Genomic DNA, 20,971 nt, shown 5'->3' with positions numbered 1-20,971 from the left:
GGTGTTTTATGTCCAACTGGACTCAACAACCTCCAACGTAAAAGTCAGAAGCCATCAACAATTTCTCAACTCTCCAATAACTGCCTAACACCAAAGCCATCTAAAGGTTTTGCCGGTGAGGGATGGAGGTGGTCATTAATCCTAAGCTACCCCCAAAAATATCCGCTAATCATTCCCATCAAATCAGGAGATTTTTCTATGTACGCAATATCCAACCGGAGCAATCAATCTCTGCACAAGCCAACCCAACCCGTCGGGGTCACCATGAGCCCTGAAGAATTTTGTGACCGATTTTTACCGTTGCGTCATCCCGGTGACAAACTCAATGCTCGGTCTGGCCGTCGTTCGCGGTGTATCCGATTTTTGGCGGCAGTTTTAAGTCAGTTAACCGGCGAGACCATCTTAGAGTCGCGTATCGATAAATGGGGTCCCGGCCTAACCTTCTCAAATATTCCTTGCCCATTCACGGCACTTCTGGCGTTGCTGGCCCAATTCCATGCCGAGGAAATCCAAAAAATCGGCAAACGCTTCTGAGTTCTAGCGAGAATCTCGTCCATCCCTTCGCATAGGTCTCATCCATCCCCTCCTAGTTGAGGGGATTTTTTTTGGCTAAAAGTGCAGCTAAAATCACTCGTTCACAGGTTTCGCTGCCCAAATTGCGACTCCTCTCTCATTTATGTCCAAATAGAAACAGGGCGTATTAGGAATAATGATGCGCTGCGACCAAAAATTGTCCCAATTTAGGCGGCAGTATTAAATGCAAAAATAGATGAATCCATGAGCTTCTAGCGTGGCAGGTGCGTTCCAAACTGGGATGTCCAATTTGCATAGCTGGCAGAAGCCGACCGATTCACCGGCCCTGGATTCGTCACCGTCCCGCAAGCAAATCAGACATTCCTCATCCAATAAGTAACCCAACGCGCCTAGGCAGATTTCAAAAAAGCGATCGCCTCTGATGGAGAAAACCTTGATGCGCCCACTCTGGCCGACAGTGATCCAACCTCAGGAGGGTAAGGCGATCGTCGAAGATGGTGATAAACCCATCAATTTCCCCGCCGGTGAACAACCAGAAGAAGGCAGGGCGATCGCCTCCGCTGGTGAGCAATCCTTCGATGCCCTCGAAGGAGCGACCGATTCCCCTGGGGGTGAGCAACCCAACTCCGGTAAGGCGATCGCTCAATGGCGACTCGAATTCCGGGATTTTCGCGTAAGGGAAGCGCCGGACCAACGGGTGTTTCTCCGAGGCTGGCGCAACCGGGACCGGGCACTGCTTGCTGGAGAAAGTGAAGTAATTGAAACCCCCTCAGTGAGGGGTTTTTTTATGGCACTCTGACTAAGCCCTTCAGCCAGATGGAATGGGCTTAGTCAGATGGCCCCCTGAATTGCCCCGTTTTTTGCCAGCAGCGCACTGGGAATAGGATTGCGCCCCATCCTAATTTCTGCCTAAATTGGGTCGGGGTCGGAAATCAAAAAGATTCCTCCCAGCAGAGAGCTTCTGTCGGTAGCAGCAGTGATGCTGCATCCTTTCTAAGGAATCAACCTTGGCAGATTTATCCTCTGGACAAACTGGCCCCGGTTCATCTCCAGGTTTTGCTGCTTCTGGGTGGGTTCCTCGGGGATAGCAGTTTCTGCGCGAGTCTCACCAACCGGGTCAGCAGCACAGCATCCCGGGCGACCCCCAACGCAACAATCCCGCCAGAGCTAGTCTAGCGGGATTGTCTGTTATCTCGATTTTTAAAAAGACCTACGCGGTCTGTGTTAACGGGCGTTTGTTTTTCTTATGTTCCTAATCTACCCGAGTCCTTTGGTCTGGGAATCTGCCTCGGGAGGTAACTTGGCAGGATAGTCTCTACTCCCACCGGATTGGTGGCGCTTGTTGTTGGCCGAAATTGTGCCGGTAGGAAACCGAGGTTGTCCTGGGGCTTGGGAGTTGGTGGAGAACAGCAGTCGGGGAGAGGCGGTAAGCGCAGCCCGGGCCTCCGCGCTTATCGCAGCTAGTCCATGTTTGCTGGATAAGTGCCGGTTTTGACAGTTAGCGGCTGATGAACGCCTGGAACCCGGTGCTTATTGGGGGATCCGGGGAGGGTCAAGATTGAAGGAGGCGATCGCCTCCGGCATAGCTCCATTCACTATGCTGCGGTCTGAGAATGGAGCCTTCAGATAAAATAGGTAAAACCGTGTGGCTTCCCCACCATCGAAGATGTCACGATACTCCAAAGATTGGCAGCAAATCGCTCTAACCATCAAAGAAGAAGCCGGATGGCGTTGCTCTAAATGTAGCCGCCAGTGCCTCCGCCCCGGGGACCCGACCAAACACCTCACCAAATCGGAACGGACCAAAATCACTCTGACCGTTCATCACCATAACCGGATGCCCGAGGACAACCGCCCCGACAATCTGATTGCACTCTGCACCAGTTGTCACCTGGGCTATCACACCCGCAAGCAGTCGAACATCCCGCCTGGTCAGCTATCCTTCGATTTTTAGTGGCGCTGGAATTTGTTGGGCCGATCGCCTGGTCAATCCCCGCCACCCCTACCCCTTATGCCACCGAACCAGATAACAACCTGCCCATCCAAAAGCGGCTTGGACAAGTGATACCTTATCGCCACGGCCAATCCCAGGGTGCGGTTTCGGCAATTATTCCAACGCTCCCCAGACAACCAAGTTTTTTCCGAACCCTCGCGCCCCCACTTTCTTGATTAAAGAATATATAATCTACATTAAAGAATCAAGAATCAAGAATCAAGAATCTATATTCCCTATTCCCACCCTGAATCCCTTACCACCACCGTGACCCAAAAACTCGCCGTATTCAACATGAAAGGGGGGGTCGGCAAATCCACCACCGCCTACAACCTAGCTGCCGGACTCGTCCAGTTCCGCGATCGCAAAGTGCTGCTTGTAGACATCGACCCCCAAGGCAACTCAGGAGCCGCCCTGGGTATCCCGATATGGCAGCTTGAGAAACAGTTGAAAGATGCCCTCCAACATAAAGTCCCCCTATCCCAAATCATCATCCCCACCCCCGAAGGCGTGGACGTAGTGCCATCCAACATCCTGCTGGCCGAAGAAGAAATCCCCATATCAGGCCGCCCCGGTCGAGAACTGCTCCTGCGGAAAGTGTTAGCTTCCGTCCAGGACCAGTATGACTGGGTGCTTATCGACTGCCCCCCCAATATTGGCGTCTTCTCCATCAATGCGCTCATGGCGGCCTCGGGCGCACTCATCCCAGTAGATATGAGCTATCTGGGGTTGCTGGGCATCCAGGGAATTGAGCGGGCCTTAACCTTGGTCAGAGAACACCTGGATCACCCGATTCGGATTGCAGGCGTCTTGGCGACCCGGTTTGATGGACGCAACAACCTCAGCAAAGAGGTCCTTCAATGCTTAGGCGACCACTTTGGTGAGCAGATGTTTAACACCGTCATCCCTGAAACCGTCAAGCTACGGGAGGCCCCCTCGCATGGGCAGTCCATATTTGAGTACGACCCCCAAGGAGCAGGAGCCAAAGCATATCGAGCATTAATAGAGGAGGTTTGCCAATGGCAGTAAGTAAGAAAAAGCAACGAGCCGTTTTGGGCGGCAACCCCCTCAATCAAGGCATTTTCAGCAAAACCACCTCCGACACAGTAGAGGAGAGTGAAGAAATCAAGAATCAAGATTCAACAATCAAGAATCAAGAATCAATATTCTTGAAAAAACCCGAAAGGGAAGCCGTGAACCTGCGGCTGCCCATTGAGATTAACGACTGGCTCAACGACTTGCTCAAGCAGGGAAAACGCAAGCATGGGCAGAAGATTCCCAAAGAAGTCTGGGTACAGGCAGCACTGGAACTGTTTAGAGCAATGCCAGTTGACTGGGCAGAAATTGAATCCGTTGAGGGCTTGCAGGAGGCTCTTGAGGCTCTTGACCAAAAATTAAAAGAGATGGAATAAAGCGGAAACCGTTGCTGGGTGTATGTTCCCATTAATTCAAGAATAAAGAATCAAGAATCAAGAATCAGAAGTCCAGGGGAGGACCACCTCTTTCAACCCCTAGGGCGATCGCCTACCTTGCCAGAACCCTGCTTACCCCCGGGTTAACAGAAACAACCAGCGCCGGAGGTCGTTACCCGGTCTCGTTGGAACAGCAGTTTGTCGAAAAGTGCCAAACTAGAAGCAGCGATTCGGGAAAATTTCAGGAGGTAGGGGCTACTATGAGTCCATTGTTAGAGAAAGTCTTACAAGATATTGAGCAATTGACCGCAGAGGAACAAGTGGAAGTCTTGAATCACACTACCGAGCAATTGAAACGCCGAACACAGACCCAGGGAAAGCCTCAGAAAAAGTGGCTTGATCTTGCCGGAACGGCTCCCTATCCTCTGGTAGGAGAAGATGCTCAGGAATGGGTGACGCGCACGAGACAGGAATCCCAAGAACATCGAGATCGCCTGTTAAGGATAGACCATGAAGATTGAGGCAGCTTTAGAAAGCGTGAGCCGCATTTATTTAGATACGGCTCCAGTCATTTATTTAGTGGAACGCCATCCCCAATTCTTTGACCAGGTGTCTGCCGTGTTTCATCGGGTGGATGAGGGCCAGCTAACGGTAGTCGCTTCACCTGTAACTCTAGCAGAATGCTTAGTGGGTGCTTATCGAATGAATCAAACACAAGCAGTTATTGATTTTATCGATTGCTTAACTCAGGAAAAAACAAACTTTGTACAAATTTCGGCTGAAATTGGTGATCAAGCAGCCCAACTCCGCGTGAAATACAACTTAGCATTAATTGATGCCTTACAAATTGCTACTGCCTTGGTAGCTGGCTGTGAGGCATTTTTAACGAATGATTTGCAACTGAAGCGAGTAACCGAATTAAAAATTATCGTGGTTAGTGAATTAGAGATTTAATCATTTGAACAACAACAACATCCCATCCAGTCACCTCTGCCCTCTGAGGCGATTTTATACCATCTGGAAAGTCGGCAGCAGCCTGTTCCAAGTTTTCTTGCGGCTCTTGAGCATAAACTTAAAGGGATGGAATCAAGTCAAAATCCTTGCTGGATAAACGTTTGTAGTAATTAAAGAATCAAGATTAAAGAATCAAGATTAAAGAATCAAGATTAAAGAATCAAGATTAAAGAATCAAGAATCAAGAATCAAGAATCAAGAAAAAACAGAAATCCGGTGGAGGACCACCCCCTTCAACCCTTAGCCCGATCGCCTCCCCTCCCCTCCCTTCAACCCGCTTGCCCCCAGGGTTAACACAGCCAACCAGCGCCGGACCCCTCTCTCCAACCGCGAGACACTCTTGCCTCAGTCTCCCCGCCCCCCAAAATAGCCCCTTCCATCTTTTTTCCCCGTCCAGATGCGATAATACTCAGGGGCCTTACAGACCGCCCAGACTCAACCCTCAACCCAAACTCGCCCTATTCAAGGATTGCGCTTTATTTTCATCACTCCCCAAACCTCCCCTAAAACCGACTTTAATTACAACAACAACTATCTCTAATGGCTATTAAAAAAACCGAACTTTATAGCTCCTTATGGGCCGGATGTGATGAACTGCGAGGCGGCATGGATGCCTCCCAATATAAAGATTACGTCCTCACCTTACTCTTTTTAAAATACATCTCCGACAAATATGCCGGAGACCCCAATGGAATCATCTTCGTTCCGGAAGGCGCATCTTTTGATGAATTAGTCGCCCTCAAAGGAGACAAAGAAATCGGAGATAAAATCAACAAAGTCATTAGTAAACTAGCCGAAGAAAACGACTTAAAAGGAGCCATAGATATTGCCGACTTCAACGACGAAGATAAACTCGGCAAAGGCAAAGAAATGATAGATCGCCTCTCCACATTAGTCGGAATCTTTGACGGATTGGACTTAAGCGCCAACCGCGCCGAAGGAGACGACTTACTGGGCGACGCCTATGAATACCTGATGCGCCACTTTGCCACCGACTCCGGCAAAAGCAAGGGCCAGTTCTACACCCCCGCAGAAGTCTCGCGGATTTTAGCCAAAGTTGTAGGCATCACCCCAGAAACCCGGCAGGATGCTACCGTCTATGACCCCACCTGTGGATCCGGTTCCCTCCTCTTGAAAGTCGCCGATGAAGCGCCCAATGGATTAACCATTTATGGGCAGGAGATGGACAACTCCACCTGGTCCTTAGCGCGCATGAATATGTTCATGCACAACAACCCCACCGCAGACATTCGCAAAGACAACACCCTCTCCTCCCCCTACTGGAAAAACCCGGATGGCAGCCTAAAAACCTTTGATTTTGCCGTTGCCAACCCGCCCTTTTCCTATAAATCCTGGAGTAACGGCGTCAACCTTGCCAACGACGAATTTCAGCGGTTTGAGTATGGCGTTCCCCCAGGAAAAAATGGGGACTATGCCTTTCTGCTGCACATCCTCAAATCCCTGAAAAGTACCGGGAAAGCTGCCGTGATTTTGCCGCATGGCGTGTTGTTTCGGGGGAATGCCGAGGCGCGTATCCGGCAGAATTTGGTCACCCAGGGTTATATCAAAGGCATCATCGGGTTACCGCCTAACCTGTTTTACGGCACAGGAATCCCCGCTTGTATAATCGTCATAGACAAAGCCAGCGCCCAGCAGCGCCAGGGGTTGTTCATGGTGGATGCCAGCAAGGGGTTCATGAAAGATGGGAATAAGAACCGCCTGCGGAGTCAGGATATCCATAAAATTGTGGATGTTTTCAACAATCAAATTGAATGCCCCCGGTATAGTCGGATGGTGAGTCTGGATGAAATTGCCGCCAACGACTACAACCTCAACATCCCCCGTTATATTGACTCTAGCGAACCGGAAGACATCCACGACTTGAGCGCCCACCTGAATGGGGGCATCCCTAACGCTGATATTGATGCTTTAGAGGATTACTGGCAGGTATTTCCCGAGATGCGGAGTGCCTTGTTTGCCCCGAGTCAGCGCCCCGGATATAGTCAGAGTTTAGTAGAAGCCAGCCAAGTCAAAGGGACGATTCTCAACCACTCAGAATTTACAGCCTTTACCCAGAAGACTTTAGCCCTGTATCAGGATTGGCGCAAGCATCACCAGGGGAGACTCAAGGAGATTAAGATCGCCGATAAACCCAAGGTGCTGATTGAAAGCCTAGCGGAGGACCTGCTGGCGCGGTTTGCCCAAGCTGATTTGCTGGATAAGTATGACATTTATCAGCTATTGATGGACTACTGGGCAGAAACCATGCAGGATGATGTCTATTTGCTGGTGCAGGATGGCTGGAAAGTGGGGAAAGGGTTGCGGGAGTTGGTGGTTAAAAAGGGCGAGAAACTGAAAGAAACGGCAGATTTAACCATTGGGAAGAAAAAATATAAGACGGATTTAATCCCACCCGGGCTGATTGTGGGGCGATATTTTGCAGATAAGCAGCAGCATCTTGATGAGTTGCAGGCAGATTGTGATGCCATTAGTCAGGAGTTGGAGGCACTGATTGAGGAGCATACCGGGGAGGAGGGGGCTTTGACAGATGCCCAAACCGATGCGGGAAAGGTGACGAAAACGAACCTCAAAAAATTAATCGGAGAAACGACGAAGCAGCTATCCATTTTTGACGAGGATGAGTCATCCGTTGAGGGGGAACAGTTGGCTGTGCTTGAGCGGTGTTTGGAGTTGTTTGACTTGGAGGCGGAGAAGAAAAAGGCAGTTAAGGAGGCGCAAGAAGCACTAGATAAGGCGGTGTTTGCGAAGTATCCAAAGTTGACTGAGGATGAGATTAAGGTGTTGGTGGTTGAGGATAAATGGGAAGCTACCCTAGAGGCGACAATTTCGGCAGAGATTGAGCGGATGACGCAGCAATTGGCAAATCGGGTGAAGGATTTAGAGGAACGCTATGCGGAACCGTTGCCGCAGTTGGTGGAGGAGGTTGAGGCGTTGTCGAGTCGGGTAGATGAGCATTTAAGGAGGATGGGGTTAGAGTGGAATTAATGGATGATTAAAGATTGAGGAGTTGGATGAGAGGGATGATATTGTTGTGAGGATTATTGCTCGCAGTACATTACGAGAATTTTGGCAGTTACACGCGGATGCTGAACAACCGTTAAAGGCTTGGTTTCAGGATGTCCGTTGCATGGACTGGACAAGTCCAGCAGATATTAAAGCAATTTATGCTAATGCCAGCATTCTCCCCAATAATCGGGTGGTTTTTAATATAAAAGGGAATAATTATCGTCTAATTGTTCATGTTCGTTATGAATTGGGGATTGTCTTTATTCGTTTTGTTGGCACCCACTCAGACTATGACAAGGTTGATGCAACAACTATCTAACAAAGGTGAATTAATATGAGTTTGAAGCCCATTAAAACCGAGGAAGATTATCGGCAAGCGTTGGTGGAAGTAGAACGGTTATTTGATGCGCCCTTAAATACTCCAGAGGGGGATAGGCTTGAGGTGCTAACAACGTTAATCGAGGCGTATGAAGAACAACATCATCCCATTGAGTCACCGTTACCATACCAGGCGATTTTATACCATCTGGAAAGTCGTCAGCAGCCTGTTGCCAGTTTTATTGAGGGTTTGAAGCGTCGCGGTGTCAGCGAGCAGGTGATTCAAGATGCGCTGAATGAAGCGTTTTTAATTAATAGCTAATGAATGGGTTTAAATCCCTAATCATAATTAAGAGTTGGATGGAGTAAAGAAATGAATTTAATAATTTCTGATGAAATTGTCAAAGCGAGTGGGTTGTCAGAGGATGAGCTTTTGGTTGAGCTTGTTTTGCTGCTTTTTCAGCAGTCCAAGGTTAGCCTTGGAAAAGCCGCAGAATTGCTAAATATGTCTCAGATTCGCTTTCAGCGCTTGATTGCGAATAGAGGCATTTGCGTTCATTATGATGTGGCTGAATTGCGGGAAGATATCGAGCATTTGACGGTAAAGGGGTGGCTGTAAATGAGGAATTATAAATTATCAATTAATAAACCTCAGTTACCACCAGGGTATAAGCAGACTGATGTGGGTTTGATTCCTAAAGATTGGGAGTTAAAAACTATTAGTGACATTGGTTTTGTCACTTCAGGGGGAACTCCCCTTAGAACAAATTCTTTATACTGGGGAGGAAATATTCCTTGGATAACAACCCATCAAATAAACTTTAATATTATTAAGTGGTCTGAACAATTTATTACTGAATTGGGTTTAAAGAACTCAGCAGCAAAGCTGTTTCCTCCCGGTACTTTACTCATGGCAATGTATGGTCAAGGAAAAACCAGAGGAAAAGTTGCAATACTTGGCTTAGAATCTTCAACAAACCAAGCCTGTGCAGCTATATCACTTAATGATTCTGTGAAACATACCTATGTTTTTCACTATTTAAGTAGTCAGTATGAAGCCATTAGAGATTTAAGCAACACAGGTAATCAAGAAAATCTTAATGGATTAATTATAAAATCTATAAAAATTCCAATACCACCACTTCGAGAACAAGAGACGATCGCCCAAGCCCTATCGGACGTAGATGCCCTAATTGCCTCCCTGGATAAGCTCATCGCCAAAAAGCGCCACATCAAAACCGCCACCATGCAGCAACTCCTCACGGGTAAGACGCGCCTGCCGGGGTTTGGCGAGGGCAAGGGTTACCAGAAAACTGACATTGGGGTGATTCCTGAAGATTGGGATTGTACCGAAGTAGGAAATGTAACCAAATTTTTAGGAGGGTATGGATTTAGTAGCCGATTTGGAAGTAATACTGGTACAAGATGGTTAAAGATTTCTAATGTAGGAATCGAAAAAATAAACTGGGACAATATTACCTATTTACCAGAAATTTTTCAGACAATATTTAAAGATTACATACTGCAACCCAAAGATGTAGTAATAGCTTTAACTCGCCCTATTCTTGGCAATAAATTAAAGATAGCTCAATTGACAACAGAAGATACACCAGCATTACTTAATCAGCGAGTAGCCAAATTGCTTCCTAGAGAGAATACTCAGCCTGCCTTTATTTATTATGTGATGCAGCGTTTATATTTTATCATATCTATGACAATCGCTATGGCTGGAACCGATCCACCTAACATCGGAAATGCTGCACTAGAAAAAATTCTTATCGCAGTACCAGATCTGCCTCAAGAACAAAAAGCCATCGCCCAAGTCCTCTCAGATATAGACACCGAAATCACAGCCTTAGAAAAACGCCGCACCAAAACCCAAGCCATCAAACAGGGAATGATGCAAGAACTGTTAACCGGGAGGACAAGGCTATCATTTAATAAAGCCTAATTTAAACCCATAATAATACCGGAGCAAACAAATGACTGAATCAGAGATTATCGAAAAACTGCAAGGAACATCAATAGAGGAGCGCATCCAGATTATTGAAGCAATTCTGCAAACCGTTAAAAATGATATGCGCTCAACCTCCTCCCAACAGCAGCCCTCTGAACATCACCCCCTCCGAGGGAAAGTCGTTCACTATGACAACCCCTACGAACCCGTAGCCTTAGAAGACTGGGATGCCCTCGCATGATTATCCTAGATACGCATATCTGGATCTGGTGGGTTGATGAGCATACTAAACTGTCTCGCCAAAACCGAGAGTGCCCTCAAGCCAATCAAGCCAGCGGTTTAGGAATTAGCATCATTTCTTGCTGGTAAATGGCTAAATTAGATAAAAAAATATTAAACTATCTCCAGAAAAACACACCATGATTAAAGTTGGACAACTCGAACTATTCACTCAAGGCAGAATCATTCAACTCTTCCAAAACCACCTCCACTACACCTACCTCGGAAACTGGCATCACCGAAAAAACAACCGCAACATAGAACCCGAAATCCTCACCCAATGGTTAACCAACCGAGGCATTAACAAAACCCTCATCAGCAAAACCCTGCGAGAACTTGACCAAGCAGCCGCCCTCGGAGACATCCAAAACCTCTATGATGCCAACAAAGCCGTTTATAGCCTCCTGCGCTATGGCGTCAAAGTCAAAGAAGGGGCTGGAGAACAAACCCAAACCATCTGGTTAATCGACTGGGAACACCCCGAAAACAATCACTTTGCCATAGCCGAAGAAGTCACCATCAAAGGCAAAAATTCCAAACGCCCCGATATCGTCCTCTACATCAACGGCATCGCCCTCGGAATCCTTGAACTCAAACGTTCCATCGTCTCCATTAGTGAAGGCATCCGCCAAAACCTCGACAACCAGAAAAAAGAATTTATCCGCCCCTTCTTCACCACCCTCCAGCTTGTCATGGCGGGAAACGATACCCAAGGAATCCGCTACGGCACCATAGAAACCTCAGAAAAATACTATCTCGAATGGAAAGAAGAAAATCCACTTTATAACCCTAATACCCATCCCAAAACTCAAAAATATCTCCCTAATATTTCCTCAGAAATAGCCGAAACTCGCTTAGATTCTGACCTAATTCGCCTCTGTAACAAAACCCGATTCTTAGAACTCCTCCACAACTTCATAATTTTCGATAGCGGCATCAAAAAGACCTGTCGCCCTAGCCAATATTTCGGCATCAAAGCCGCCCAAAACGCCATCCTACAGCGAGAAGGCGGCATCATCTGGCATACCCAAGGGTCCGGCAAAAGCCTGACAATGGGATGGCTTGCCAAATGGATCCGAGAAAACCTCACCGAGGCGCGGGTCCTCATCCTCACAGATCGCACCGAACTCGACGAACAAATCGAAAGCATCTTTAAAGGAATAGACGAAGACATCTACCAAACCAAAAGCAGCGCGGACCTCATCCACACCCTCAACACCTCAGAACCCTGGCTAATTTGCTCCCTCATCCAGAAATTTGGCAACCGCCAAAACGAAGCCACCGACGAACTTATACAAACGATACAAACCCAACTCCCCAGCAACTTCACCCCCAAAGGCAATCTCTTCGTCTTCGTCGATGAATGCCACCGTACCCAGTCCGGGAAACTCCACCAAGCCATGAAAAGCATCCTCCCCCATGCCTTATTCATCGGCTTTACCGGCACCCCCCTCCTCAAACAAGACAAGCAAAAAAGCATCGAAGTCTTCGGCAACTACATCCACACCTACAAATTTGATGAAGCCGTCACCGATGGCATCGTGCTCGACTTGCGCTATGAAGCCCGAGATATCGACCAAACTATCACCACCCAGTCCAAAATTGACCAATGGTTTGAAGCCAAAACGCGCGGATTATCCGACTTAGCCAAAACCCAACTCAAACAGAAATGGGGAACCATGCAAAAACTCCTCTCCAGCAAATCTCGCCTCGAACAAATCGTGGACGACATCCTGCTAGACATGGAAACCAAACCCCGCCTCATGGATGGAAGAGGGAACGCCATGCTCGTTTGCGCCTGCATCTACCAAGCCTGCAAAACTTACGAACTCTTCAACCAAACCCAACTCAAAGGAAAATGCGCCATCATCACCAGCTACAAACCTTCCCCCGCCGATATCAAAGGAGAAGAAACCGGAGAGGGAACCACCGAGAAACTACATCAATATGAGATTTATCGCCGGATGCTGGCAGACTACTTCAACCAACCCGAAGACAAAGCCATGTCCCGGGTAGACGAATTTGAGCAGGAAGTCAAAAACCGTTTTATCAAAGAACCCGGACAAATGCGCCTGCTGATAGTCGTGGATAAACTCCTCACCGGCTTTGATGCACCCCCCGCCACCTACTTATACATCGACAAAACCATGAGAGATCATGGATTATTCCAAGCCATCTGCCGCGTCAACCGCCTGGATGGGGAAGACAAAGAATATGGCTATGTCGTCGATTATAAAGACCTTTTCCAACAACTAGAGGGGGCCGTTAATAACTATACCAGTGGCGCTTTTGAAGGCTATGATGCCGATGACATAGCGGGATTATTGAGCGATCGCCTAGACAAAGCCAAAGAACGCCTAGAAGAGACCCTAGAAACCGTCAAAGCCCTCTGTGAACCCGTCCCCCGTCCCGGCAACACCTCCGACTACCTCCATTACTTCTGCGCCACCGACACCTCCGATAAAACAGCCTTAACCAACAACGAACCGAAACGGGTCGCCCTTTACCAAGCCGTCACCGCCTTAATTCGTGCCTATAGTAACCTCGCCAACGAAATGACAGAAGCTGGTTATACAACTCACGAATCCCAAACCATTAAAGCCGAAGTAGAACATTACAGCAAAATGCGGGATGAGGTCAAAATTGCCAGCGGCGACTACTTAGACATGAAACTCTACGAACCCGCCATGCGCCACCTGCTGGATAGCTACATCCACGCCGAACCCAGTACCATCGTCTCAGACTTTGAAGAATTGGGATTGATTCAACTGATTGTCCAAAAGGGGTTAAGCACATTAGAACAACTGCCAGCCGGGTTAAAAAACAACCAGGAAGCCGTTGCAGAAACCATTGAGAATAACATCCGCAAAATCATCTTAGATGAGAGTCCCATTAACCCCAAATACTATGAGAATATGTCCGACTTACTGGATGCTTTAATTGAGCAACGCCGGAACCAGGCAATGGGTTATCAGGAGTACCTAGAACAGGTCAAACAACTGGCAAAACAAATCATTCAACCGGCAGGAGAGGCGCAAGCTAACTATCCCAACTCCCTGGATACCCCCGCCAAGCGCTCCCTCTACGATAACCTAGGACAAGATGAAGCCTTAGCCCTGGCGGTCGATAAAGCAGTCCGTTCCACCAAAAAAGAGGGATGGATTGGAAATACGATGAAAGAACGAGAAATCAAAAATGCCATTCGGGGAGTCATTGGCGATCGCGATATTAATCTGGGAAATATTTTAGAACTAATTAAACACCAAAATGAGTATCAGTAACTTAGAAATTGAAAGCCAGATTATCATCAGGGATATTCCCATCCAAATCGTCAGAAAACCTATCAAAAACCTCCATGTAGGGGTTTATCCCCCTCATGGTCATGTGCGGGTGGCTGCACCGTTGCACCTCAGCGAGGATAACATTCGGCTGGCCGTTATTTCCCGGCTGTCCTGGATTAAAAAACAACGAGCTAATTTTGAAGCTCAACCCCGCCAGTCCAAGCGAGAAATGGTTTCTGGGGAAAGTCATTATGTATTTGGAAGTCGCTATCGGTTAGAAGTCATCGAACGTCGGGGACGCCATGAAATGGCCTTAATTCCCCCTAAAACCCTTCAGCTATTCGTCAACCCGGGGACTTCCCCTCAAAATCGGGCCTTAGTGTTAACCGAATGGTATCGTTCTCAACTTAGAGCCAGAATCCCTGATTTGTTGGACCACTGGCAACCGATAATCGGGCAGGAGGTGGCGGAGTGGGGTATCAAGAAAATGAAGACGAAATGGGGAAGCTGTAATATAAACCAGCATCGGATTTGGGTGAATTTAGAGTTGGCAAAAAAGCCGGTAGAATGCCTGGAGTATGTGGTGGTGCATGAGTTGGTTCATTTGTTAGAGCGCCATCATAATCAACGCTTTAAAGCCTATATGGATCAATATTTACCTAATTGGCGGGAATGTCGGGACATTTTAAATCGGGAACCGTTAGGGGAGTTGTAGGGGTTGCAGGGGAAGAATTTGGTGGGAAGTTAGGGTTGGTCCAGAATGAGAGGCGATCGGTTTCTAGGAGAACAGCCAACTTTGAGAGTTGTGGGATGAACAGTGAGCTTAGAGGCGATCGTATCTGGGGAGGGAGAATCGCCCGGTGTCGAACCCAACTGCCCCAGTTCTGACTCGCCGGTGCAATCTTTGGGGAGACTTCAGGCGAGCGATCGTCTGTCTTGCCCGCCGTCGCCAGTCCCTCCAGAATCAGCAACCCGTTGAGCGGTCCCTCGCCTTCCACTGCCAGATTGAGCCACACCTCGCTCACCCAGGTTTCCTCGGGTGGTTTCATGAGGAAGGCGGTAAGCGCAGCTATGCCAAAGGCTTTTCGCAATTCTCCGCTGCTGTTCTTGATTAACTCCCAATCCCCAGGGGTGACATCGGTTCCCACAGGCACGATTGAACCAAACTTCACCCGTCGCCAATCCGCTGCTGGGATTAGAGATTATCCGCAGAAGTTACCTCCCCAGGCAGATTCCCAGACCCGAGGACTCGGGTAGATTAGGAGCATAAGAAAAACAAACCCGGGTTAACACAGACCGCACAGGTCTATTTAAAAATCGATATAACAGGCAATCCCGTCAGACTAGCTCTGGCGGGATTGTTGCGTTTGGGCTGGCGATCGCACCAGAGTCAGTGGCAGCGGCGATAAGAATTACGGACGACAGTTATTGCGGTGGGTGTCCGAAACCTGCCGCATTTTTTTGGGGCGAGTGCGGTGGCAGATGGCGATCGGCAATCTTTGATTTATCGTTAGGCGTTTATCTGAAAAAGCAGTTCCCATTGATTTTGGAGAAAGCCTGGGAAAAGTTTTCCACAGGGTTATAGGGTGATGTCACATAACTATTCTCATATTGAGAATAAATCCTTAGATTTCGGAAAAACAGATGATATGCTTTGGAATGAGTCGGAAAGGCATCTAAAAACGCAAATGGGAGAAGCGCCAAGAGTCAACCCAGTAAAGGGATTCTGCTATTTCTGAAAAATTTGTCTCAAAAATTTCCATTAACTTGCGCCATATTGTCAATGAATCCTTAGATTTCGGAAAAACAGATGATATGCTTTGGAATGAGTCGGAAAGGCTCCTGAAAAAGCAAACGGGAGAAGCGCCAACTCCTCCCCATGCTTGATGTCTCTATCTCCTGCGCCAACAGGAGTTCGACTTATGTAGTTTCACAACTCGCATTTATGCGAGTTTTCTATCATCATGCAGCATATCAAGAAATGGCTGATTCCGCTAGGAATTGGTCTAATCACGATCGCCGCCTATGCGTGGAAAGCCCCAGACGAGTTGCACCGGGCAATTCCTGACTCGGTAATAGTGACCAGCACCCTGGTTCAGATGCTGGACAAAAAACAGGACCCACCCGATGACCAAAACGGCAGTAAATAGCCGATTCTTTAGAAGATTCTAAAGAGGTCTCTAATAGGATAGAGTCCCCTATAATTTAGCCTCAGCCCTTGCTGGGGCCTTTTTTATAGGACGTCCTATAATTTAGCCTCAGTTCTTGCGGGGGCCTTTTTTTGCCAGATCGCCACTGGCGGGAATCAGATAGCTGTCATCGATGACGCGCGATCACATCCAAGTCCGAATTCCCAAAGTGTCGGGTCTGACAGTTTGACAAGTAGCGATCGCCACCGGGGGGAGTTTTCTCAACGGGCGATCGCATCCAAGCCCGAATCCGTTTCCTCAATAATTCTTAAGTAGCGTCCTGCAGGAAATGCCAATAGTTGAAAATTTCCAATATAGGAATAAAAATATTTTGATTTTGCGGCAAAAATTTTAGAAGGTTTTTATAAATATAGGAACTTAGTCAACAAAATAAAAATCTGTAAATCAAGCCCTGTGGGGTTTTAAAGATTTTATTGTAAATTTAGCTGCTAATTGTTTAACACCTACTCAACAGAATATGTCTACCGGCTTGTCATTTTTATGTGTATTGCGCGTTATAACGCGATACAGGTAAAAAAATAGAAAAAGTCTTCAAAGATTCCCACAAAACCCGATTCTTATGCTACCATTCGAGGAGTAGGAGTTGATTTCCCCAAAAAGCAACAATCGGAAGAAGTTACAGCTTCCCCCGATTGCTAATTTTATTGCTTTTACCCCTGGTCACGCAGGAGGAAAAAGACTCTTATGTTGTTTATCAAGGTGATTAAATCACCTGGTTATCATGGCTAATTATAGCAAAAATTTGTCAATCGCGGTAGTGGTTGGCATCGTAATTGTGGCTGCCTGTGCGTGGCAAGCTCCCCAAGAATTGCATCAGGTAATCCCTGATGCGGTGATAGCGGTCTGCACCGTTTTTCAAACACTGCCCAAAAAATAGGAGCCGCCCCATGACCAAAACGGCAGTAAATAGCCGATAGGAATAAGGCTTTAGGATATCCTAATCTCTTGCTGGGGCCTTTTTTTGAGGCGATCGCACCCGGTGTTAGAAATTTATAATGCTACTCGAAATATTCTGAGCCTCAGCCCTTGCTGGGGCCTTTTTCTTTGGACCCTCGCCACTGGCAAAATTCCCCTGTCATCGAGGAGAGGCGATCGCAACCGAATCTGTTTCCCCCTAAAGGGTCGGGTTTGGAGAGAGGCGATCGCAACCGAACCCAATCAGATAACTATCAGACCTGAGAGTTATTTCAAAACCGAATCGCCACGGGACCCAACCCTATAAGGGTCGGACCTGACAGTTATCTCAGTGGCGATCGCAAGTACGCAAAGCAGCTAAAACACCTTACCACCACTTCAATGTAATGGTTCTGAGTGAATAAGAAGGTTGGTAGAACTCAAAGGGAGCAAATTGGGCTTGGGTAATGTTGGAAGCGTCTTTGACTATTCGGGGAATTCGGTGATGGGAGAGTTATGATCGCCCTCAACCCAGATTGTTTTTGTCAGGCTACAAGGGAGCAGTTTGCATTAATTTTTTCCGGTTTTTCTATGAGATAATTGTGATTTAGATGCTATTTAGATGATGTTTAGCGTTTTGAATTTGGCTTAAGATGAGAGAGGCAGATCGTACTACCTTCCTGTACGTGAACGGTAAGGAGTCATCATTGTTGAGTGCCTCTCTCCTTCCCCACTAGCGCCAGGATTTTCAAATGCAAGACGCACTAGAGGTTCAAACCTTGCTTGAAGGTCCCTTGAAATTGATTCAACAATAGCTCTACTATCGCCCCCCTGATAAAGCAGATATCGCGCTACCTGTCGCAGTGCTTGTCTGGTTTCCGCTCCAGATGGTGAGTGACTTGAAGTTTCAACCATACGGATATATGCTTGTTTCAATTTACTAAGAAAGAAATTTTGCAGGCGTAAAGAATTCTCCGTGACAGGATTATTAAATATTTCTAGCAAATAAAATTCTATTTCTGAAGAAATACTCCTACGAGAAAATTCAGCATCACTTCTTTCAGATCGTAAATCTTCTGCATAAGATTCTAGTGCTAAGTCAACAGCAAAGGAAGCAATATTTTGACTAATTCTACCTACCATACCTTGAGCTGGGAAGAAATTAACTAATCGTCTTAATATTATGCTTTCATAACGCTGGCGCTGCTCGCGATTCTGAATTTGTTCAATGTATGGAGCAAAGAGTGCGCTTATTGCTATATTAGCAGCGGCTCTTGCGTGCTCACCTATATTACCGAACTCATTAATTATAAGATCTCGCAAATCCTCCTGATAATTTTCAATAAACATATGGCTTAAAACCTCCTCTTCTGTAAAACTCATGCTACGTTGATCACTATCTTCTGTCTCCTCAACTGAAGATTCCCTATCAACCCATATGACTGAACCTTGACCTAGAGTTTCTGCAAGGGTGAAAGCCATATCAACGCCCTCTGCTTCTGCAAGGGTGAAAGCCATATCAACGCCCCCTGCTGCTTCTTGTCTGCGGATCTGGCCTGTTTGCTGCACCACATGAGTCAACTCATGGGCCATCAATTCTTGCCCAGCTCTACTATCTGGATTATATTCACCTTGCCTAAAGAAAATATCTTGCCCGGTGGTAAAGGCTCTAGCTTGAATCGAACGGTTTAGCTGGTCCGATTGCGCGTTGCTATGAATTCTAACCTGACTAAAATCTGACCCAAACGCTTGCTCCATCGGCTCTCTAATGCTGGGTCTAATGGGATGTCCACTGCTACGGGCGGCTCGAATCGAGGCTTCTAAATCAGGGGTTGCTTCTGTGGCTTCACCTTGACTAGCTGGTTTTCTCCTGATGCCAATGCGTGGCCCAATTTGGCGCTGAATGGACTCATTTGCTTGAGGCTCGGGAGTGCGAAAAGCTGGGCTATGAATTTTGGTGATGACTTGATGAGCCACTTGGTCAGCTTCTTTCTCATATTGGTCGTTCGCTGCACCAATTGTTAGCTTAGGTTGCAGAACAGGTGCTTCAAAGGATGGTGGATAGATAGAAATTCGTCCCAGGCAGTTGCTATCAGACCCTGAACGTTGGATGTCCTGTTGTGGCGCATCTTTAGCAACATCTGCGGGCTTTCGTTCGCTGAAAGAACGAGGGGTCTGTAATGTTTTCTGCACTGGAGCGGTTGTAACTGAAGACTTTTGGAGCTTTTTGTAAGCCATGATTCCACCTTTTTTAATAACTTAGAGTTTTAGCTTGGCTTTAGCAAAAAGACTCAATTTTGATAGTTATATAGGCAATATTAAGTATTTCTGCTATTCATTTATCGGGAAATTAGGGTGATACTATATTTAATCCGGTGCTTTATCAATAAACCTAGAGTTAGGAAAATTTGTTTCAGACTCTGTGATAAATTTTTCTATCTCTATTCACATCTGTCTTGAGGAGTATTTTTTAGGTGGTGTGAATTTGAGAATGGCTAGGTATATGTTTTTCTAAACTAAGCCGATCGCTTATCTTAGCGGCGATCGGTCCCAGACCAATCAGATAACTATCAGACCTGAGAGTTATCTCCGGCGGGGCGATTCTCCTTCGGAGACGCTTCGCGATCGGTTGACTCCATTTCCAGATAAGTGTTAGGACTGATAGTTATCGCCACCAGGGGGCAACACCTGCAAAAGCAGCATTCCCCAACTCAGTGACAATTTATTCTCACATTAAAAGTGGCCCATTTTCAATTATCTCACTTTTATCAATCCGATAAAATCCATTAAAGCTAGACATAACAAGGATTAGAGCAATTTCCAGCCCGATTACCCACGAATGATAAAGGGCCTGAGTGTGGGGCTGATTTACAAGCGGGCTAGGAATTGGAACGCATTAGGGGCAAGGATTCTATCGTTGCAATTCTTAGCACTTAATTTTTGTTGCGGCGAAGAAAAATCTGTATAATAAAAAGCAATGGGCCGAGGTAGCCACACCCCGACCCGAAGTCAACCCCTGAAATCACCAGGAGCTAATAACATATGCTTTACCAACAAGGTAGCATTTTTCAGCGCGTTTCGCCAGTCTCTGAGAAAAATTCTTCGTTCGATATCCGGAATTTCATCGGCAATCTGAAACCGGCAAAGGGCAAAAACCGTTACGAATGCCCGGTTTGCGAGAATAACAATCTGACCATTGACCCAAAAAATGGGTCTTATCAATGTTGGAATGGCTGCGAATGCCGAGACATCCGGCAGAAAGTGGCCCCCTGGCAAACCAAGATTTTGGCCCCTGTTGTCCGTCGTCAAGATGCGCCCGCGCCGGTGATGATGCCCGCAGGAGAGCCCGCGCTTGTGCGAGTCCATGAAGTAGGAGAAGCACCCCAGTCGCAAAAGCCAAGTTTTGTGCCGAAGGGAGTGCCAACCCACGCCACTGAAATTGTGTACCGCTACAGCAGCACCCAAGCGGTCTATCGGTTCGAGTGGCAGGATGACAGCAAACAAAAGCCCCGCAAAACCTTCCGGCAATGCCACCTCAATGAAGATGGCTTGCCCGTCTGGAGCAAAGGGGAAAAATCTTGGAAAGCCTATCGCGAGGAAGAAGCGTTCCAGGCGATCGCATCAGTCCACGAAGGATTCCCAGTTTTATTATTAGTCGAAGGCGAGGGCTGCGTAGAAATTGCCCGGAGTCTTGGACTAGCAGCGGTCACGTTTCAAGGAAGCGCCTGGACTGAGGTTGAGTTGGAAAGTTTCCTACGGCGGATGCAGGAAGTCAACGAGAATGCAGCAGTCGCCATCTTGCCGGATAACGATGCAGCAGGACTCAGCAAAGCGGCCAAAGTGGTAACAGCAGCGGCCCGCCAGCAAGTGCCATGTATCCAGTTGGACCCGTTAGCAATTTGTCCCGACCTGCCGAATAAAGGCGACATCCGCGAGATGGTAGCCGCGATGGGTGCGGATTTCGTTCCCAAACTCGAAGCCGAACTCAAGGAAGCTGCGACTCGACCTGTTGCCGAACCTGTCGATGGTGGACAAGTCGAAATCACCCAAAA

At 47.3% G+C, this 20,971-nt stretch carries 19 protein-coding genes and 1 pseudogene; 16 read left to right on the top strand and 4 right to left on the bottom strand.

Features of this window, described 5'->3' with window-relative positions; all coding sequences use genetic code 11:
- Positions 1–198: 198 nt before the first annotated feature.
- Both NG796_RS24280 and NG796_RS24275 read left to right on the top strand, forming a co-directional pair.
- Entirely contained in the window at positions 199–534 is a 336-nt protein-coding gene (locus tag NG796_RS24280; RefSeq protein WP_261209846.1) for a hypothetical protein, read from the top strand.
- A 436-nt stretch (positions 535–970) separates the two neighbouring features.
- The gene (locus NG796_RS24275; protein WP_261209844.1) at positions 971–1,333 is read left to right on the top strand and encodes a hypothetical protein; all 363 of its coding nucleotides are present in this window, start codon (positions 971–973) and stop codon (positions 1,331–1,333) included.
- A 903-nt stretch (positions 1,334–2,236) separates the two neighbouring features.
- Here the strand turns inward: NG796_RS24275 and NG796_RS24270 are convergent.
- A complete protein-coding gene (locus NG796_RS24270) occupies positions 2,237–2,425 on the bottom strand; it encodes a hypothetical protein (protein WP_261209842.1) in 189 nt (62 codons plus the stop codon).
- A gap of 369 nt (positions 2,426–2,794) precedes the next feature.
- Between NG796_RS24270 and NG796_RS24265 the strand changes: the two genes are divergently transcribed.
- From NG796_RS24265 to NG796_RS24210, 12 genes are all read left to right on the top strand, one after another.
- Positions 2,795–3,556: a ParA family protein gene (locus NG796_RS24265; RefSeq protein WP_261209840.1), complete on the top strand. Its 762-nt coding sequence runs from the start codon at positions 2,795–2,797 to the stop codon at positions 3,554–3,556.
- Entirely contained in the window at positions 3,547–3,939 is a 393-nt protein-coding gene (locus NG796_RS24260; RefSeq protein WP_261209838.1) for a hypothetical protein, read from the top strand. The genes NG796_RS24265 and NG796_RS24260 overlap by 10 nt, the downstream gene beginning before the upstream one ends.
- Positions 3,940–4,199: 260 nt before the next feature.
- Entirely contained in the window at positions 4,200–4,460 is a 261-nt protein-coding gene (locus NG796_RS24255) for a hypothetical protein (RefSeq protein ID WP_261209837.1), read from the top strand.
- The gene (locus tag NG796_RS24250; RefSeq protein WP_261209836.1) at positions 4,450–4,893 is read left to right on the top strand and encodes a type II toxin-antitoxin system VapC family toxin; all 444 of its coding nucleotides are present in this window, start codon (positions 4,450–4,452) and stop codon (positions 4,891–4,893) included. The genes NG796_RS24255 and NG796_RS24250 overlap by 11 nt, the downstream gene beginning before the upstream one ends.
- 600 nt (positions 4,894–5,493) lie before the next feature.
- Entirely contained in the window at positions 5,494–7,959 is a 2,466-nt protein-coding gene (locus NG796_RS24245) for a type I restriction-modification system subunit M (protein WP_261209834.1), read from the top strand.
- Positions 7,960–8,005: 46 nt separating this feature from the next.
- Positions 8,006–8,299 (top strand): type II toxin-antitoxin system HigB family toxin, encoded by a 294-nt coding sequence (locus NG796_RS24240; protein WP_261209833.1) that lies wholly within the window; start codon positions 8,006–8,008, stop codon positions 8,297–8,299.
- A gap of 15 nt (positions 8,300–8,314) precedes the next feature.
- Positions 8,315–8,620 carry a type II toxin-antitoxin system HigA family antitoxin gene (locus NG796_RS24235; RefSeq protein ID WP_261209831.1) on the top strand — a complete coding sequence of 102 codons (306 nt, stop codon included), beginning with the start codon at positions 8,315–8,317 and terminating at the stop codon, positions 8,618–8,620.
- A gap of 51 nt (positions 8,621–8,671) precedes the next feature.
- On the top strand, positions 8,672–8,917 hold the full coding sequence (locus NG796_RS24230) for a UPF0175 family protein (RefSeq protein ID WP_261209829.1): 246 nt from the start codon (positions 8,672–8,674) through the stop codon (positions 8,915–8,917).
- Entirely contained in the window at positions 8,918–10,249 is a 1,332-nt protein-coding gene (locus NG796_RS24225) for a restriction endonuclease subunit S (protein ID WP_261209827.1), read from the top strand.
- Positions 10,250–10,280: 31 nt separating this feature from the next.
- Positions 10,281–10,496, top strand: coding sequence for a hypothetical protein (locus tag NG796_RS24220; RefSeq protein ID WP_261209825.1), 216 nt, complete (start codon positions 10,281–10,283; stop codon positions 10,494–10,496).
- A 178-nt stretch (positions 10,497–10,674) separates the two neighbouring features.
- Positions 10,675–13,815, top strand: a complete 3,141-nt coding sequence (locus tag NG796_RS24215) for a type I restriction endonuclease subunit R (protein WP_261209823.1) — start codon at positions 10,675–10,677, stop codon at positions 13,813–13,815.
- Positions 13,802–14,530 carry a M48 family metallopeptidase gene (locus NG796_RS24210; protein ID WP_261209821.1) on the top strand — a complete coding sequence of 243 codons (729 nt, stop codon included), beginning with the start codon at positions 13,802–13,804 and terminating at the stop codon, positions 14,528–14,530. The genes NG796_RS24215 and NG796_RS24210 overlap by 14 nt, the downstream gene beginning before the upstream one ends.
- Here the strand turns inward: NG796_RS24210 and NG796_RS24205 are convergent.
- On the bottom strand, positions 14,475–14,987 hold the full coding sequence (locus tag NG796_RS24205; RefSeq protein WP_261209819.1) for a hypothetical protein: 513 nt from the start codon (positions 14,985–14,987) through the stop codon (positions 14,475–14,477). The genes NG796_RS24210 and NG796_RS24205 overlap by 56 nt on opposite strands.
- Before the next feature lie 792 nt (positions 14,988–15,779).
- Between NG796_RS24205 and NG796_RS24200 the strand changes: the two genes are divergently transcribed.
- Positions 15,780–15,965, top strand: coding sequence for a hypothetical protein (locus NG796_RS24200; protein WP_261209817.1), 186 nt, complete (start codon positions 15,780–15,782; stop codon positions 15,963–15,965).
- A gap of 166 nt (positions 15,966–16,131) precedes the next feature.
- Here NG796_RS24200 and NG796_RS24195 read toward each other — a convergent pair whose 3' ends face one another.
- Positions 16,132–16,266, bottom strand: coding sequence for a hypothetical protein (locus NG796_RS24195; RefSeq protein WP_261209815.1), 135 nt, complete (start codon positions 16,264–16,266; stop codon positions 16,132–16,134).
- A gap of 1,325 nt (positions 16,267–17,591) precedes the next feature.
- The gene (locus NG796_RS24190) at positions 17,592–19,157 is read right to left on the bottom strand and encodes a DUF4157 domain-containing protein (RefSeq protein WP_261209813.1); all 1,566 of its coding nucleotides are present in this window, start codon (positions 19,155–19,157) and stop codon (positions 17,592–17,594) included.
- Between the two features lie 804 nt (positions 19,158–19,961).
- Between NG796_RS24190 and NG796_RS24185 the strand changes: the two are divergent.
- A pseudogene (locus NG796_RS24185) lies at positions 19,962–20,971 on the top strand (helicase superfamily 3); the annotation flags it as partial.

Origin of the sequence: Laspinema sp. D2d, assembly GCF_025370755.1 — a bacterium.
In the GTDB taxonomy this organism is placed as follows: Bacteria; Cyanobacteriota; Cyanobacteriia; order Cyanobacteriales; family Laspinemataceae; genus Laspinema.
This window is presented reverse-complemented; position numbering and strand designations above follow the sequence as displayed.